This is a genomic window from Aggregatimonas sangjinii (assembly GCF_005943945.1).
GTDB classification, from domain to species: Bacteria; Bacteroidota; Bacteroidia; order Flavobacteriales; family Flavobacteriaceae; genus Pelagihabitans; species Pelagihabitans sangjinii.
Genome location: NZ_CP040710.1, coordinates 1,363,965 through 1,380,828 on the forward strand (window position 1 = coordinate 1,363,965; position 16,864 = coordinate 1,380,828).

Annotated in this window: 13 protein-coding genes; 7 read left to right on the top strand and 6 right to left on the bottom strand. The window is 43.8% G+C overall.

Going from position 1 to position 16,864, the window contains the following annotated elements; translation table 11 throughout:
* Window positions 1–441 precede the first annotated feature (441 nt).
* The gene (locus FGM00_RS05515) at window positions 442–3,258 is read left to right on the top strand and encodes a TonB-dependent receptor (protein ID WP_138851938.1); all 2,817 of its coding nucleotides are present in this window, start codon (window positions 442–444) and stop codon (window positions 3,256–3,258) included.
* Between the two features lie 54 nt (window positions 3,259–3,312).
* On the opposite strand, the gene FGM00_RS05520 is transcribed toward FGM00_RS05515, so the two are convergent.
* Window positions 3,313–3,810: a hypothetical protein gene (locus FGM00_RS05520; protein ID WP_138851939.1), complete on the bottom strand. Its 498-nt coding sequence runs from the start codon at window positions 3,808–3,810 to the stop codon at window positions 3,313–3,315.
* 262 nt (window positions 3,811–4,072) lie between these two features.
* On the opposite strand from FGM00_RS05520, the gene FGM00_RS05525 reads away from it, so the two are divergent.
* On the top strand, window positions 4,073–4,645 hold the full coding sequence (locus FGM00_RS05525; protein WP_138851940.1) for a hypothetical protein: 573 nt from the start codon (window positions 4,073–4,075) through the stop codon (window positions 4,643–4,645).
* A 62-nt stretch (window positions 4,646–4,707) separates the two neighbouring features.
* Here FGM00_RS05525 and FGM00_RS05530 read toward each other — a convergent pair whose 3' ends face one another.
* On the bottom strand, window positions 4,708–6,231 hold the full coding sequence (locus FGM00_RS05530) for a GH3 family acyl-acid amido synthetase (protein ID WP_138851941.1): 1,524 nt from the start codon (window positions 6,229–6,231) through the stop codon (window positions 4,708–4,710).
* 374 nt (window positions 6,232–6,605) lie between these two features.
* Here FGM00_RS05530 and FGM00_RS05535 point away from each other — a divergent pair, with 374 nt between their 5' ends.
* From FGM00_RS05535 to galK, 4 genes are read left to right on the top strand one after another with little or no spacing between them, the layout of a single operon-like run.
* Complete coding sequence (locus tag FGM00_RS05535) at window positions 6,606–7,955, top strand: Gfo/Idh/MocA family protein (RefSeq protein WP_138851942.1); 1,350 nt, start codon at window positions 6,606–6,608, stop codon at window positions 7,953–7,955.
* Window positions 7,956–7,964: 9 nt separating this feature from the next.
* Window positions 7,965–9,551 (top strand): arylsulfatase, encoded by a 1,587-nt coding sequence (locus tag FGM00_RS05540; RefSeq protein ID WP_138851943.1) that lies wholly within the window; start codon window positions 7,965–7,967, stop codon window positions 9,549–9,551.
* Between the two features lie 30 nt (window positions 9,552–9,581).
* Entirely contained in the window at window positions 9,582–10,724 is a 1,143-nt protein-coding gene (locus FGM00_RS05545) for a formylglycine-generating enzyme family protein (protein ID WP_236262938.1), read from the top strand.
* Window positions 10,725–10,733: 9 nt separating this feature from the next.
* The gene (galK, locus tag FGM00_RS05550; protein ID WP_138851944.1) at window positions 10,734–11,867 is read left to right on the top strand and encodes a galactokinase; all 1,134 of its coding nucleotides are present in this window, start codon (window positions 10,734–10,736) and stop codon (window positions 11,865–11,867) included.
* Between the two features lie 17 nt (window positions 11,868–11,884).
* Here galK and FGM00_RS05555 read toward each other — a convergent pair whose 3' ends face one another.
* Window positions 11,885–12,586, bottom strand: a complete 702-nt coding sequence (locus FGM00_RS05555; protein ID WP_138851945.1) for a LytR/AlgR family response regulator transcription factor — start codon at window positions 12,584–12,586, stop codon at window positions 11,885–11,887.
* A 329-nt stretch (window positions 12,587–12,915) separates the two neighbouring features.
* Between FGM00_RS05555 and trxB the strand changes: the two genes are divergently transcribed.
* Window positions 12,916–13,881, top strand: coding sequence for a thioredoxin-disulfide reductase (gene trxB, locus FGM00_RS05560; RefSeq protein ID WP_138851946.1), 966 nt, complete (start codon window positions 12,916–12,918; stop codon window positions 13,879–13,881).
* 174 nt (window positions 13,882–14,055) lie between these two features.
* Here the strand turns inward: trxB and FGM00_RS05565 are convergent, their stop codons facing one another.
* From FGM00_RS05565 to FGM00_RS05575, 3 genes are all read right to left on the bottom strand, one after another.
* Window positions 14,056–14,502 carry a hypothetical protein gene (locus FGM00_RS05565; RefSeq protein WP_138851947.1) on the bottom strand — a complete coding sequence of 149 codons (447 nt, stop codon included), beginning with the start codon at window positions 14,500–14,502 and terminating at the stop codon, window positions 14,056–14,058.
* Between the two features lie 95 nt (window positions 14,503–14,597).
* The gene (locus FGM00_RS05570) at window positions 14,598–15,650 is read right to left on the bottom strand and encodes an aminotransferase class I/II-fold pyridoxal phosphate-dependent enzyme (RefSeq protein ID WP_138851948.1); all 1,053 of its coding nucleotides are present in this window, start codon (window positions 15,648–15,650) and stop codon (window positions 14,598–14,600) included.
* Between the two features lie 143 nt (window positions 15,651–15,793).
* Complete coding sequence (locus FGM00_RS05575) at window positions 15,794–16,804, bottom strand: dipeptide epimerase (protein ID WP_138851949.1); 1,011 nt, start codon at window positions 16,802–16,804, stop codon at window positions 15,794–15,796.
* Window positions 16,805–16,864: the final 60 nt, after the last annotated feature.

Genomic DNA, 16,864 nt, shown 5'->3' on the forward strand with positions numbered 1-16,864 from the left:
TTTCATGTGATGGTCAATTATCTTTATTTAGGTAAATCAAATATAACCATCTTGGGCCATATCGTTTACCGTACGAGGCGGCTAAAAAGAGTGGCTTGAATATTTCCCGCATCCTTGAGGCAAAAGCTTCGAAAGCCGGGGAAATGCGTTGAAGAAATAAAATTGAGATGTTCCCGTAGGGAAAGAAAAACGAGGTCTTACCTTATACGACATCATATTAAAATAGCCGTCGAGACCCTAACATTTGTACTATTGTTTATTTCGTAATTCAAAAGAAAACAATCATGGTCTTTAGGAGACAATCCAAAATGCCCCATTCTTGCCATTTAGACCGGTCTATCGGTTATAATCAAACAACTATTTCTATTAAAACATTAATATGTGTGAAGGGTGCGAATCAAAATAACCTACCTATATTTGCCTCCCCTAAAAATCTTATATATGCGAAATAATCTTGTCTTTCAAATTTTGGTTTTTTTTACAGCAGGTGTTACTTCTATCTTTTCTCAAATTACCCTGAGCGGTGAAGTGATCGATTCAAATGGGGTTCCGCTTTCTGGAGCTCATATTGGTCTTGAACCCTCATCAAAGTTTGGTATTTCTGATATGGAAGGTCAATTTCAGATCGAAGGAGTCCCAGCCGGAGACTACATTTTAACCGTTTCCTATGTGGGTGTAAAAACCTATTCCGAAAGTGTAACCGTAGCAACGGAAGCCCTATCTTTTTCGATTAGCCTGGAAGATGACCCCCTAAATTTGCAAAATGTGGTTGTCACAGGGTCTTTCGATCCGCGCGAACAGTTGACATCGAGTACTTCGATAACGACCTTGAACTCCGAAAGAATACAAAAGTCATTTCCACGTGGTGCCGCCGATTTATTGCAGGCCATTCCAGGGACGTTTACAGACCCCTCCGCTGGGGAAGTCTTTACCAAAGTATATGCCCGCGGAATCTCCGCCTCTGCCGAAGATGACATGGGTTGGTACTATGTTTCGCTGCAGGAAGATGGTCTTCCGGTCAGTCTTGTTCAGCATTCATACTACAGTCCTGACATATTTCATCGAGTGGATATTACGACCGAAAAAGTAGAAGCGATTCGTGGTGGTAGCGCGGCAATTACCGCCTTGAACGGGCCTGGCGGTATTTATAATTTTATTTCAAAAGGACCTAGGGATAGTTTTGGTGGGGAAATTCAATTACAAGGTGGAGTGCAGGGAGAGGGCAACCCGATGTTTCGAGTTGACGGAACGGTCGGCGGTACGTTCGGGAACAATTGGTTTTATAACCTGGGCGGACATTACCGTAACGATGACGGTGCCCGAAACACCGATTTCACCTTTAGCAAGGGCGGACAGCTCAAATTCAATCTCATGAAAAGACATGATAAGGGCTATGTCAAATTCTATGGCAAAATCCTTGATGATTTCACAAACCGATATACGGGCGTTGCCGCTACCGATTGGAGCGACCCAAAGGCGGCGTTCGGCCAAGATTTTAATAGCACCGCCTTGATGATGCCGGCTTTTTCGGCCAACGTACCTGATGGAAGACGGTTGGCCCAGGGAGCAACGAATAATTTCGACCCGTCCCAAGGTGTGCATGCCCAGGACCGTGCTTTCGGAATCGATGTCCTGCAGGAGCTGGGGGCCAATTGGTTGTTGCGTTTTAATCTCAAGCATTCCGACAAGAGTGCCAATTGGCAAACTGCGATTAGCAATGCCTTCGTCTCATTGAACGATCCTTTGGCCTATTTCATCAGTGGGGCCCAATTTCCTATCGGGCAAGTGGTTTTTCGGGAGGCAGGATCAGGAACGGAAGTGGCACGATTGGACAACAGTGGAATTTTGGCAGGGGAATCTTTTCAATACCTGAATGACGGTTCTTTACCCAACGACGCTATTATGGGAACGGCCTCGTGGTTAAAACAAAATCGGTCGGGTGAGTGGATGAATCAAATAACCTTACGTAAGACCTCTGCAAATCATGATTTGACCTTTGGATATTCTTCGGGATTTTCGGACACCTCTTTGTATACCCAAGGGAGTTTTGGATACATAACTTATGAGCCCAATCCTCGAATGCTTCAAGTTACCCTTGAGAATCCAGATCAACCAGTCATCGCCTTATCGGATGCCAATGGATTAAGTAATTATGGAGGATTGTTTTTTGATAATTCCCGGGCGGAAGTAAGTCAGATAGCTTTCTTCGCCAATGATAGATGGAAGATACAAGACGAACTTCACCTCGATGTGGGATTGCGATATGAGACCATAGGACACCAAGGGAGCAAGGACCAAGCCGCTCCGTTCACGGGAGATGGCGGATTCGATGGTGATCCAACCACTGCCTATGACAACGGTATTTTAGCACCGACAGGCGAGGTAGACGAGTTCGATTTCAATTACAATTACCTTTCCTATTCCGCGGCACTGAATTATAAGTTTGCCGAGGAATCTGCGGTATTCGTTCGTTTCTCGTCAGGAAATAAGGCGCCGGAACTGAATTATTACTTTAATAACTTCTCAAACGTTCCGATCAATCAAAAAGGGGAGGTACAACGAATAACTCAGGCAGAGCTCGGCTTAAAATACGGAAGCGCTGTGTTTTCCGCTACGGCAACCGCCTTTTGGAGTCGACTAAAGAATATAGGAGTGGCCGACTTTGCATTTGATACCGAGAATGGAAATGTGTTCTATACCCCGGTACAATTGAATAACTCAAGGACCATAGGATTGGAATGGGAGACTGCCTATTCTCCTATCTCCAATCTGTCTTTTACGTTCAATGGTGTGCTGCAGAATCCCATCGCTACAACTTGGACGGTATATGACGCTGCGGGCTCTGTCGACACTGCCGACGACTCCACCGTTGACTATTCTGACAATACGTTACCATTCAACCCTAAACTAATGTTCAATCTAGGCATTGAATATGAAAAGGATAAACTGAACGGATTTGTCAGATGGCAATTTATGGGCGAGCGGGAAGGCAATGTAGCCAATGCATTTCAACTCCCGGCCTATGGTATTTTCAATGCAGGAATCGGGTATGAGATTACGCGACATATTTCGGCGGACCTACTGGTAACTAATCTTTTCAATTCGGAAGGATTGGCGAATTTCTTCGGGGCTAATACTTTCGGTGCAAGTGCCAATGGCGTTACTTCTGAATTCATTCAAACAAATCCCGATGCCAGTTTCGTAGTTGTCCCGGTCTTGCCTAGGGGAAGTCTGTTACGATTAAGCTACACCTTTTAAGTATAGTTTAAATCGAAGTATGAACAAATTTGTGATTTTAAGGACTTTTACCTTTTAGTCGACAACATCAAATTCATCGATAACAAAGAAATTCTTACTCGCCGCATCAATGGCGTAAACGCCACTTTCTACAGCATAGTCGATAAGATTTCCATCTACCTCGATTTGAAAACCTTTTTCGGTGGGCACCAATTCAAAGGTATCGGCCAATCGTTTCTTATAGCGTAGAATAATGCGCTTATTCAATGTACTATCGATTTCGCTGTTGATGGTAATCATTTTCGAAACCAGAGCAGGCGATTCCATACGCTCGAAATTTTCTTTATTCTCTTTGCTTTGCTTGAACGTAGCCGAATAAATTCTGTTTTCCTGAGTAGTAATCGTATAGGGGATTTTCGTTCCATTACGGTCAAAATTCAGCGTTTGTACCGTAGTCGTGCTGAGAACTCCACCAACTTGTTCCTCTTGCGAAAATCCAATTCCAATACCTAAAACCAAAAAGGTCGTTATAATAAAATTTGTAATCGTACTTTTATAAAGACTTGTTTTCATACTGTTTTTTTTAGTTAAGCGTTTGCTTTTGCAATACGTAATCATAAAATTAATCTGAAGTAGGATGTTTATTTTGCTCATTCCCGAATCATATTGACCCAATCTCTTTAGGAATTTGTTTGTTGACACTTCCTACACTATATTAATCTTTATTTTCGATAACTTCAACGCATGATTGAAGGTCAACACCAATTTGCTTCATATCATAATGGTCTCTTGGACAGCTAATCACTTCAAAATAGTTCTAATCGTAATTTTTTCCATGAAAATAACCACTGCGAATGCACAACATAAATATCCCGTGTCCATAGCCGAAGAAGCCAAAGTAGCCCTTTCTTATTATCCTGAACTCGATACGATTCCGATTACCTTCAAGTTCAAAAAGAAAATCAAGAAATCTACGATGCAGGCGCAACCTACCTTCGGTAGTTTTTTCAAGTCTAGAAAGAACAGGAGTTACGTTATTTTGATGAGCGAACGGTTTAAAATATCCGACACCGTTTATAAGACAGTGGATATGCCTAAAAATATTATGATCGGTTGGCTCGGTCATGAACTGGGGCATGTTATGGATTATCAGAACCGTACCAAGAGCAACCTTATCGGTTTCGGTCTCCAATATTTGTTTTCTGAAAAATACATCAAAGAAGCCGAGCGCTGTGCCGATACTTTTGCGGTTGCACACGGAATGGAAAAGTACATCTTGGAAACCAAGAATTTTATTTTAAATAATGCCAAGCTGTCGGAGAAATACAAATCCCGAATCAAGAAATACTACCTTTCCCCGGAGGAAATAATGCAGTTGGTTGAGGAACGGGATGCTGCTGTAAAATAGAAAAGTGGCGAGTAGCATCAGACGAACGCCTCCTTTGTTTACAGGAATTTGTATTCGGAATGTTATTTTTGCGCTCCTACAAACGCTTCCCATTCGGCAAATTTATCTTCGCCCATTACGCGCTCCATTTTTACCTGTCCGCCTTTTTTCTTGTTTTTGGCATTCCATTCGTAAAAAATATCCGGATCGATTCGTTTTACTTTGACTCCCTGTAACGCCTTGCTGCGGGCAACCTTATAATTTTTATTGGCAGATTGTAAAAATTCATCCAAGGCTTCCACCAAGGAATCTTCCTCCGCACTCCCTTCGGCACCCAAGTACCAACTGTGATAGAAACCATCATCGAACCGCTTCGCACAGAGCGTATATTCCGAAATCTTCATATCGAATTTCTCCTCAATATGACGAACGGCCTTGTCCAGCTTGTTTACAGAAAGCTGGGAACCTACCGTGTTCAGAAAAAACTTGGTGCGGCCGGTAATTTTAATTTCAGCCCTCTCTACATCCGTAAATTCGATGGTATCACCGATCAAATAGCGCCAAGCACCAGATACCGTACTCATAATAAGCACATAATCCTGTCCTTCCTTTACTTCCGCCAGAGATAAGGCCGGTGCATCTGCTACTAGCGAACCGTCTTGTTGAATATAGTCAGGATCAAAGGGCACGAATTCAAAATAAATACCATTGTCCGTAATGAGTTGCATGGCGTCGGTTTCCGGGCGACTTTGAAAAGCGATAAAACCTTCCGAAGCCAAATAGGTATCGATAACGGTAATCGGATGTTTCAAAAGGGCATTAAAACTTTTCTCATAGGGGCCAAAGGCAACACCTCCAGAAGTATAGACCTGAAGATTGGGCCAAATTTCATGTATGTTTTCCAAATTGTGGTGATTGATGACTTTCTCTAACATGAGCTCGATCCATGAGGGAATGCCGCTTATCGCGCCAATATCCCATTCCTTGGCCCGCTCCGCGATTAATTGCACTCGCTCGTCCCAATCATCAATAGCGGCAATATCTTTTCCCGGTTTGTAGAAACCACTGAACCATGAAGGAATGTTACTGGCGCTAATACCACTGATTTCCCCCTCTAAATGATCGTCCTTTTCAATAAGATCTGTAGAGCTTCCCAACATCAAGATGCCCGTTTCAAAGAAATCCGGTGGCATATCAAAATTGCTCAAGGCGAATACTTGTTGTATCCCAGCCTTTCTTATGGCATTGATCATTTCCTGTGTGACCGGAATACGTTTGCTTGTTTTGCCAGTGGTGCCCGAACTCAAGGCGTAGTAATCAGGAATTCCCGGCCAGGTCACATTCTCTTTGCCCTCGTGCAATTGCGACCACCAACGTTCATTTATGCTGTTGTAGTCGAAGTAGGGAACATCGGTTGCAAATGCCTCGGCCGGATCATTGACTTTAAGTATTTTTTCAAAATTATAATGATCTCCGAACTTTGTGTTTTTGGCTCTTTCCAGCAAATCCCTTAGAACTACCTTTTGTTCGTCGATAGGATTTCGCTCGGTCTTGATGACATCACGCGCCTCGATGATGCCTTTTATTATATGCCCTAGTACTGCCATAAATTATGTATCCGTTGTTATGTGTTTTGTAACCGATTCCGTGAAGTAAATCTTATACTTTTTCAAAAATAGGAAACACCCAGATTTCTTCCCGTCGTTTTCGATGTAAGTATTAGCCCGTATCCAAAATTACTTGGTCCATAAAATAATAGCCGCAAAGGCTTTGCCTCCAAAATATCGGTAAAACCCGCGTTTGAGGAGCACAATAAACCATCGCCATCGGATTTTCGTTGCAGGTCGATGTCGAAAGAAGAGGTGTCTCTCAAGCCTTTCAGCTAGTAGGGCAGAAGTCCCAGCGGTTGTCATTTCGAATGTATTTCTCTATCTTAACCTACATAATATATCAAGAACACCTCTAACGTAAAGATGATATAATGAAAAGCCCGATAACCAAAACAATACCTTTCACTAAAGATAAAAAGTCAAGAAGGGATTTTGTAAAAAACACCGCCCTGTTTACAGGTGGCGCGATGCTATTGCCAAACCTACAAATGAATGCGATGGTAAATGTTTTTAACGATAAAAAACTAAGTATCGCTTTGGTGGGTTGCGGTGGTCGTGGCACAGGTGCGGCGATTCAAGCCCTAAAAGCCGATGAAAATGTACAATTGGTAGCAATGGCCGATGCCTTTGAAGACCGTTTGGAGAGCAGCCTTATCAATATCAACAAAGAGATGGGCGAGTCAAAAAAAGTGAAGGTAAAGAAGAAACATAAATTTGTGGGTTTTGATGCTGCCCAGAAGGCCATGGATTTGGCCGATGTGGTCATTTTAGCGACTCCTCCCGGTTTCCGTCCCCAACATTTTGAATATGCCATCGAGAACGGAAAACATGTGTTTATGGAAAAGCCGGTCGCAACCGATATGCCGGGCGTACGAAAAGTGCTGGCCGCCGCGGAAAAGGCCAAAGCGAATAAACTAAACGTGGTGGTGGGGCTACAACGACATTATCAGGATAGCTACTTAGCCGCCATGGAACAACTAAAGCAAGATAAAATAGGGAAAATCGTTTCAGGTCAAGTGTATTGGAACAGTGGTGGAGTCTGGGTACGTGAACGCAAGCCGGGTCAATCAGAACTTGAATATCAAATGCGTAATTGGTACTATTTCAATTGGTTATGTGGAGACCATATTTTGGAACAACACATTCATAATATCGATGTGGCGAACTGGTTTATCGGGGAGTATCCGATTTCTGCACAGGGAATGGGAGGTCGGCAGGTGCGCAATGGAAAAGACCATGGGGAGATTTTCGACCATCACTTCGTAGAATTTACCTATCCTAGTGGTGCGGTAATCTCGAGTCAATGTCGCCACCAACCCGATACGATGAACAGGGTTTCCGAATTCTTTCAAGGTACGAAGGGAACTGTTTCTACCGCGGGAGACAAGGCCACTTTGACCGATTGGATGGGAAATACCATTTTTGAGCATCGGGGCAAGGATGACCCCAATCCTTATCAGGTCGAGCATATCAAATTGTTCGAGTCCATTCGAAATGGTGGCGTACTGGCCGATGCCGAGAACGGGGCCAAAAGTACCATGAGCGCCATCATCGGAAGAATGGCTACCTATTCAGGTAAAGTCGTCACTTGGGACGAAGCCATGAAATCGGAACTTTCATTGGTTCCTGACAATCTTTCTTGGGATGCTCCCGCGCCCGTACAACCCAATGCGGAGGGCGAATATGACATTCCTACCCCGGGCAAAACCGTGGTGCTTTAATTCCGAAATATGAACATAACTAAATATACGGTGTCGCTGCTATTGCTTGGGACTTTCATTTATCCACTTGAGGGATTTACCCAAACTTCGGATGCCGCCGATCAACCTTTGAGGCCCAATATCATCTACATTCTAGCGGATGACCTGGGCTACGCCGAGGTAGGCGCATATGGGCAGGAGAAAATAGAAACCCCGAATATTGATGCCTTGGCGAAATCCGGAATGCTATTTACGCAACACTACACCAGTGCTCCGGTTTGTGCTCCCGCACGCTATATGTTCCTGACGGGTAAACATGCAGGCCATGCGTATATACGCAGTAACTCGGAATGGAAAGAGCGCGGCGATGTATGGAACTATCGTGCCATGGCAAAAGATTCTACCTTGGAAGGACAAGGCCCGATACCCCCGTCGACCGTTACTTTGGCCGATAAATTAAAGGAGTCGGGCTACACTACGGGCCTAATTGGTAAGTGGGGCTTGGGCGCGCCGCACACGCAGTCGATTCCGAACGAGATGGGTTTCGATTTTTTCTATGGTTATAACTGTCAGCGACAAGCTCATACCTATTATCCCTTGCATTTATACAAAAACAGGAATCGGGTACATTTGGCCAACGATACCATTGCCCCTAGCACTCCTCTAGCCGAAGGGAAAGATCCGTACGACGAGGCGAGTTACGCTGATTATAATTTAACGGACTACAGTCCGGATTTGATGTTCAACGAAATTACGGGATTTGTTTCCGCTAATAAGGATGAACCTTTTTTATTATACTGGGCAACCCCCATACCCCACGTAGCGCTCCAAGCTCCGAAACGGTGGGTCGATCATTATGTGGATAAATTTGGCGAAGAGCAACCTTATTTGGCCGGCAAGACACGCGGAGCGGGATATTTTCCCCATAAGAATCCCCATGCCGCTTATGCCGCCATGGTTTCCTACCTAGACGAGAATATCGGCAAATTGGTGCAACAGTTAAAAGATGAGGGAATATACGAGAACACCCTGATTGTTTTCACTTCGGATAATGGGCCTTCGTATGCCGGTGGGGCAGATCCTGAATTTTTTGAAAGTGCCAAGCCGTTTCGAGGAGAATACGGTCGGGGAAAAGGATTTCTGTATGAAGGCGGTATACGTGTCCCGATGATCGCCTCCTGGCCTGGAAAGATAGAAGCGGAGAGCAAGAGCGATCATATTTCGGCGCATTACGATATGATGGCTACTTTCGCCGAAGTCGCAGGTTATGAAGTACCAGATATCAATGATGGCATCAGCATGCTGCCCACTTTACTTTCCAAAGGACAACAGGAAGACCATGACTTTCTATATTGGGAGTTTCCCAGTTATGGGGGTCAGGTGGCCATCCGCATGGGGGACTTCAAAATCGTTCGCCAGAATCTGCGCAATGCCGAAGCACCTACGTTAGAACTATATCATTTAGAGAAAGACCCTTTGGAAAGCAACAACATTGCCATGGCGCATCCGGAAATCATGAAAAAGGCAGCTGATATCTTCAAAGTACAACGCGAGACACCGGAACTGGAACATTTTAGAATCCCCATTCTTGATAAGGGTTTGTTAAACGAAAAATAAAAGTACCTTAGCCCTTCAAATTTTCAACCTATGCGCACTTTTATCTTTGGCCTTACCCTTTTCTGCTGTTGTATAATGCTCTTTAACTGTCGGGAGGAACAGCAAAAAAAGGAAGTTGTCGATACATCAAAAACTACAGGAAAAACGGACGAGGCCAAGAGTATTGACGTACTTACCGAAAAACCGGATACCTTGGCAGTTCCCGATGGTATGGTTTGGGTTCCGGGTGCGGTTTTTATGAAAGGAGCGGTCACGCAGGATAAAATGGCTATGGGCCATGAAGGGCCGGCACATCAGGTTGCCGTAGATGGATTTTTCATTGATGCCACCGAAGTTACCAATGCCCAATTCAAAAAGTTTGTCGATGCCACTGATTATATTACGGTTGCGGAACGGAAAATCGATTGGGAAGAAATGAAAAAACAGCTTCCGGAGGGCACACCTAAACCACATGATAGCATCATGCAGCCAGGGTCGTTGACCTTTAAAAAGACAAAATCAACAGTTCAGAACCTGTATGATTTCTCCCAATGGTGGCAATGGACCATCGGTGCCAACTGGAAAAATCCGAAAGGACCGGGAAGCAACCTCAAAGGAAAGGAAGATCATCCTGTCGTTCACGTCTCCTACGAAGATGCGCAAGCATATTGTGATTGGGCTGGTCGGCGATTGCCTACGGAGGCCGAGTGGGAACTTGCAGCTCGGGGCACCACCCGAAATACCGTATTTTTCTGGGGAGACGATGCTACAAAACTTCCACAAATGGTCAATTCCTGGGAGGGGGAATTTCCAGTAAAAAATACATTGGTCGACGGATTTGAAGGTACAGCTCCCGTAAAATCCTATCAACAGAATTCGGTGGGGCTATACGATATGGCAGGGAATGTTTGGGAATGGACAAATGATTGGTACAACAGTGGTTATTATAAGGATATGGCAGGAGAAGGCGAGGTGGCGTTGAACCCTACCGGCCCAGGTACCGCTTTTAACGAGCGGGACCCTTATGCAAAGGAAAAAGTTATAAAAGGAGGATCTTTTTTATGCAGTGATAGCTATTGCGCCAGTTACCGGGTTTCCGCGAGAATGGCCACTAGTTTAGATTCCGCCCAGGAACATCTTGGCTTCAGGACGGTAGCCACAGCGGAAATGATTCGGGACGAACAAAGTAAATAAGGATAAATAATGCAGTTTTTAGAGAATTTTAAACCGGAACTCCTGGTCGAATCCCCTGGGAGAATCAATCTCATCGGTGAGCATACGGATTATAATATGGGTTTCGTTTTACCCACCGCGATAGCGAAAAAGATCATTTTCAAGTTTCGAAAGAACGATACGGCCACAAGCTGCAATGTGTATACATTGGGGTACGATCAGGGTTTTCAAATCGATTTAAAAAATATCTCCAAGAGTGAAGTAGAATGGCAGAATTATATTTTAGGGGTGCTCAATGAGATTTTAAAACGTACCGATAAGCTTAGGGGTTTTGATTGTACCATTGAAAGTAATCTTCCTACAGGTTCCGGTTTAAGCTCATCGGCTGCACTTGAATGTGGTCTGGCTTTTGGTCTAAATGAACTATTTGATTTGGGTCTCTCCAAAATCGAAATGGTACAACTTTCCCAAACTGCCGAGCATACCTATGTCGGGACGCAGTGCGGTATTATGGATCAGTACGCTTCAGTGATGAGTGAGGAAGGTCATGTGATTTTACTCGATTGTAGATCGCTGGAAAGTGAGATGATTCCGATAGACTTACATCCATATAAAATCATATTATTAAATACCAAAGTGTCCCATAATTTGGCAACTAGCGAATATAATGTGCGCAAAGCCGAGTGCGAGGAGGGTATATCGATTATTCAAAAAAAATATCCGGAGGTGCGGTCGCTACGCGATGTTGACGTAGATATGCTCTCGATAAGTAAGGCGGAAATGAGGGAAATCATTTTCAAGAGGTGTTCTTTTATAATCGCTGAAAACGAAAGGGTGCTACAGATGGCCAAAGCGCTTCAATCGAATAAGCTACAGCAAGTAGGGGAATTGCTCTACGAGGCACATGAGGGCATCAGTAAGGACTATGAAGTAAGTTGCAAGGAGTCCGATTTTTTGGTCGATTTTTCCAAAAATAACCCGCAGGTGCTAGGTGCCCGACAGACGGGTGGCGGTTTTGGGGGCTGTACGTTGAATATCGTGGCGGAAGAGGCGGTAGCGGACTTTGTAAAAGAGGGCGCAGCGGCTTATAAGAAAGCGTTTGATATCGATTTGGAGTGGTTCGAAGTTCTACCAAGTCAAGGTACCCTTGCTCGATGGCTTTAAATTTGTTCGAAAGATGGTTACATTTCGGAAAGGGCCCTCTCCAAGCTTTCTTTTTTAAGACGGCTTAAGGGAATTCGCTGACCATCGACTTCAACACTAGTGCTGTTGAAACGATCGATACGTTCTATGTTAATGGTATACGATTTGTGAATACGCACAAATTTTTCGGTGGGTAAACGCTCGATAAAAGCTTTCATGGTAGACAATACGAGTATAGAACCATCGTCCGTGACCAATTTCACATAATCGCCCAGGGCCTCAATCCATTTGATTTGACCAATGATAACTTTTCTTTTTTGTAAGTTACTGTTTACGAAAATATAGTCTTGTGCACCTTGTTCCGATTCCATATTCGCATGATTGACGAGCGCCCGTTGAATGGCCGTATTGAATCGATCGATACTAATAGGTTTGTGAAGGTAATCGGTAACGTCATAATCGAAGGCTCTTAAAGCGTAATCGGTTTTCCCGGAGATTATGATGACTTGCGGCCGTTTTTCCATGGCATCTAGAAAATCGAAGCCACTAATAACCGGCATTTCAATATCGAGGAGGATGAGATCTACTGTATTTCCCTTTATGCCCTTACGGGCAACCATTCCATTTTCATAAGTAGCTTCAAGGGAGAGATTGGAGTGGCTATTCACTAATTTGGATATGACTTTGGTTTGCATACCCGAATCATCGATAATTACCGTTTTCAGAACTTTATTCGTCATGGTTGATTAGATTGATTCCGATCCTTGTTTTCAAAAATACCCAGTAAAATCGAATAAAAAACGCTTCACATTGAATTTTAACTTTAAATTATTCACAATCCGATGCTTATGACTGTAATAAATTACTGATTTGAAAAGAACGATACTATTTTCAACCCGTATTAATACAGTGTACACTATATTTTTTCTTTATTACCAATTCTTAAAGCCATTGGTTATCATAACTTTTAATAACTAAAAAGTAAGGTTTTTTGCAAAAATCCTACTTTTGTTTTATTGAGGAATGTAGAATCGGGTTCATATCTTTGAGCCCCTGAAGTATAACGACTATGTCAGAAAAAATAGAGCGAATTAAAACGTTGATTATTGGCTCCGGGCCTGCGGGCTATACAGCGGCCATATACGCAGCAAGAGCGGATTTAAAACCAATCGTGTACACCGGAATGGAACCAGGTGGCCAATTGACCACAACTACCGAAGTAGATAACTTTCCCGGTTATCCCGATGGTATCGACGGCCCGACTATGATGGTGCAATTGCAACAACAGGCCGAGCGTTTCGGGACCGAGGTACGTATCGGAATGGTTACTGCCGTTGAGCTGAGCAAGGAGGTCGGTGGAATACATCGTGCCACTATAGATGACAACAAAACCGTAGAGGCCGAAACGGTCATCATTTCTACGGGCGCAACGGCCAAATATCTGAATATCCCAAGCGAACAGAAACTACGTGGCGGAGGTGTATCCGCTTGTGCGGTTTGCGATGGTTTCTTCTACAAAGGTCAGGATGTGGCGATCGTTGGGGCAGGGGATACGGCGGCGGAAGAGGCATCCTATTTGGCCAATATCTGTAACAAGGTGACGATGTTGGTTCGTAAGGATTATATGCGGGCATCGAAGGCCATGCAACATCGTGTAAACAATATGAAGAATATCGAGGTGCTTTACAACACTGAGGTCGATGAAGTTTTAGGAGATCAGGTGGTGGAAGGCCTGCGCATGAAAAACAACCAGACAGGTGCCACAAAGGATATTGAAATTACAGGGTTGTTCATTGCAATCGGGCACAAACCAAATACTGATATTTTTAAAGGTCAATTGGATATGGATGAAACCGGGTATCTGATTACCAAGGGTAAAACGACCAAGACCAACCTTCCCGGTGTTTTCGCTTGTGGGGATTCACAGGACAAAGAATACCGACAGGCGGTTACAGCCGCAGGAACAGGGTGTATGGCAGCTTTGGATGCTGAACGTTATCTTGCGACCATAGAAACACCTGAAGAGGTGGCGTAAGTAGGGTCTTCGTATTTTCTAGAGCTGCGGGGTCTAATTTTTATCCTTAATAAAGCAAATGATAGACTAGCTGAAATACGTGTGGCCACTTTATGTTGAGTCTCTAAGATGATTTAAAAAAAATGCCGCTATCAAAACCGATAGCGGCATTTCTTTCTTTGGGACGAATTCGATTTAATCGATCCGCTTATAATTTTCCGAAAAAGTTGGAAGCCCTTCATCGTCGAGTGTGATTTGGCTATAGGTATCTTTGTACAAATGAAGTTCAAATCGGAATACGTCGACCGTATCAACGACTTTCATCATTTCTTTTGAACCGTACTCCAACTGTTCTTCTAAAACATCATCGGTTGCCGTATACCGTCCGTAACCGAACCAATCTTCGGGGTCATCAGGTGCGAAACGTGTCCACATTACCTTTCCTTTGCTATAAATTTTAACCTGGCGGTAGCCATTTGCATTCGGCAGGGTATCGACGACGTTTCCACCGTCATAATTAAAACGGTTAACGAGTTCCCATGTACCCTCCAATGAATTGCTCGTCTGTAGTTTCGATGAAGTGAAATTGGTCACTGAGACCAATATCAATATCAAGAAAACCAATCCAAATAGTTTTTTCATGGTCATTATTTTAAATTAGTATTACAGTGTAAGATAAAAGATACGAATAATTTTGCCAATTTAACAAAAATAAGCCCTTCGTTTTACGAATTTGATTATTTGGAGTGATATTGATTAATCAATTTGACTAATGTCAAAATATCACCTTGGGTATGCCCGGCACTGATAATGATCCGACTGGTGACAGAGTTCTCCTCGTTGGGATAGGGAAAGTGTGTTATTAGTATATGATTCTCCGCCAGATAATTGGTTAGTCGAGCATCGGAAAAGCTAAAGGCTGGATGTTTTTCCATAGATGAAAAAAGCGAAATATTCTTCACTTCGCTACGAAATAGCGCGATATTCCTTTGAAGAAGTACTCTCTTTTCCCGGTATATAGAAGAAGCTTGTATCAGGGTGGCCATCGCGGCTGGTGTGGCCGGACTTGCACCTCCGAAGAAGTCGGTTTCGGCAAAGGAAGATATACGGTTCTTGTCCCCAAAAATAGCGCCCGCCTGGAGGCCAAAACCCTTTCCCAAGGAAGCGCATACTATTAGTTCTTTAGGTTGTAATCGGGACACCTGACTAAAAACACCACCTCCATTTTGACCAACGATACCAACACCATGGGAGTCGTCGACTACTAAAATGATTTGGTCCAGAGGCAATTGCCGAAGACCCTCAAAATGAGGATAATGATCGCCGGTAAAGACAATGGCATCCAAAAAGACTACGGGAACACTTGAATCGTCTCCGGCAAGTTTTTTCCGAATACTGGTATTCAAGGCGGTGTAGTTTTCAAAACAAGTGCGCCTTTGTGAAAATAGGGACGAATGTGTGTTAGGAGCATAAAAACAAGCATACTGTTGCGCGCTAAATTGTTTCGCCAAGAACTGTCCCGCCAAATACCCTGACGATAGGGTAATACAAGCCTCGCTCCCCGCCACATTGGCCAAATGCAATTCCGCTTTTCCAAAAATGCCCAATTGAATGTTCGATTTGCGGGAAGCACCATAATTGGTGCCGTATTTTTTTACATTGGAAATGTACAGCGCTTGAAAAGCCTTATCGGTTTGAAGGCTTAAATATGCAGTACCCCCGAAATAAAGATATGCTTTCCCATTTAGGGCTAATTGCCTACCCGGAAAATGATCAATTTCGTAATTCATTTGTCTGGCTGTATTCCACCTTTAAAATTTGACTTTGCTTCAAAGGATGAAGGATCTTATATAATAATACACTATGAGCTATACATAAAGTGGGCTAGGTCTCTTCTCAACCCCGGCGACTATTCTATGCCGCATTGGCATTTTTAATTCAGTACTATACCGCTGCCCCCGATATTGGGAAAAACTGTTTCTGCCTTCGCGGTAAGTCGCACCCCTTCCGCAATATCCTCCTTCAATAACATGGCCCCATCCATATCTACATAATCGAGCTGGGGAAGCAGTTGTGCGATGGCCGAAATACCTACCGTAGATTCGGTCATACAGCCTACCATAACTTTTAACCCCAATCGCTTTGCCTTTTTGATCATTCGCAGGGCAGGGGTGAGGCCGCCGCATTTGGTCAATTTGATGTTAATACCACTAAAATGAAGCCCACACTTTTCCACATCGCTTTCAACGATACAGCTTTCATCGGCGATTATCGGCAGTACACTATGGTGTATCACTTTTTCCATACCTTCCCAATTGTCGGCGTGCAGGGGTTGTTCCAAAAACTCCACGCCCAGTTCCTTCAGGAGCGGTGCATTGTGTATGGTTTCTTCCACGGTCCATGCGCAATTCGCATCAATACGAAAAACGGCATCGGTATGTTCTCGTAGGGCTCTCACAATAGCCAAATCGTCGGCAGTGCCTAATTTTATCTTATAGATGGGCCATGGCGTCTCTTGCATTTTGGCGATCATTTTTTCTATGGGCGCAATGCCTATCGTATAATTCGTCGTAGGATAATGATTTAAGCTAGTGCCCCAGATTTGATGTAATGGCTTTCCTTTAAGCTTTCCATATAGGTCATGGGCAGCCAAATCCAAGGCGCAAATGGCGAAGTTGGTCAGTCCTTTTTGGGTCAAGAACCCGTGCCATGCTTCCGGGGTGCTAAAATCATACGTTTCCAGCTCATTACGAATGTCCTCGATTTCGCGTATCATGCTCTCGACCGATATATTGTAATAGGGGTTGGCGGTAGCTTCACCATAACCCGTACATCCATCCAAAGAAAGACAAACGATCAGGCTATCTTGAAAATCGTGCGATTCGCGAGATATACTAAAAGTGTGTTTGAGATGAAGTACATACTTTTTAAGGGTGAGCTGCATATTATCAAAAAGTTTCTACTAATATATAGAAACTGAATCTATATAAAAGCGTAAACCCGC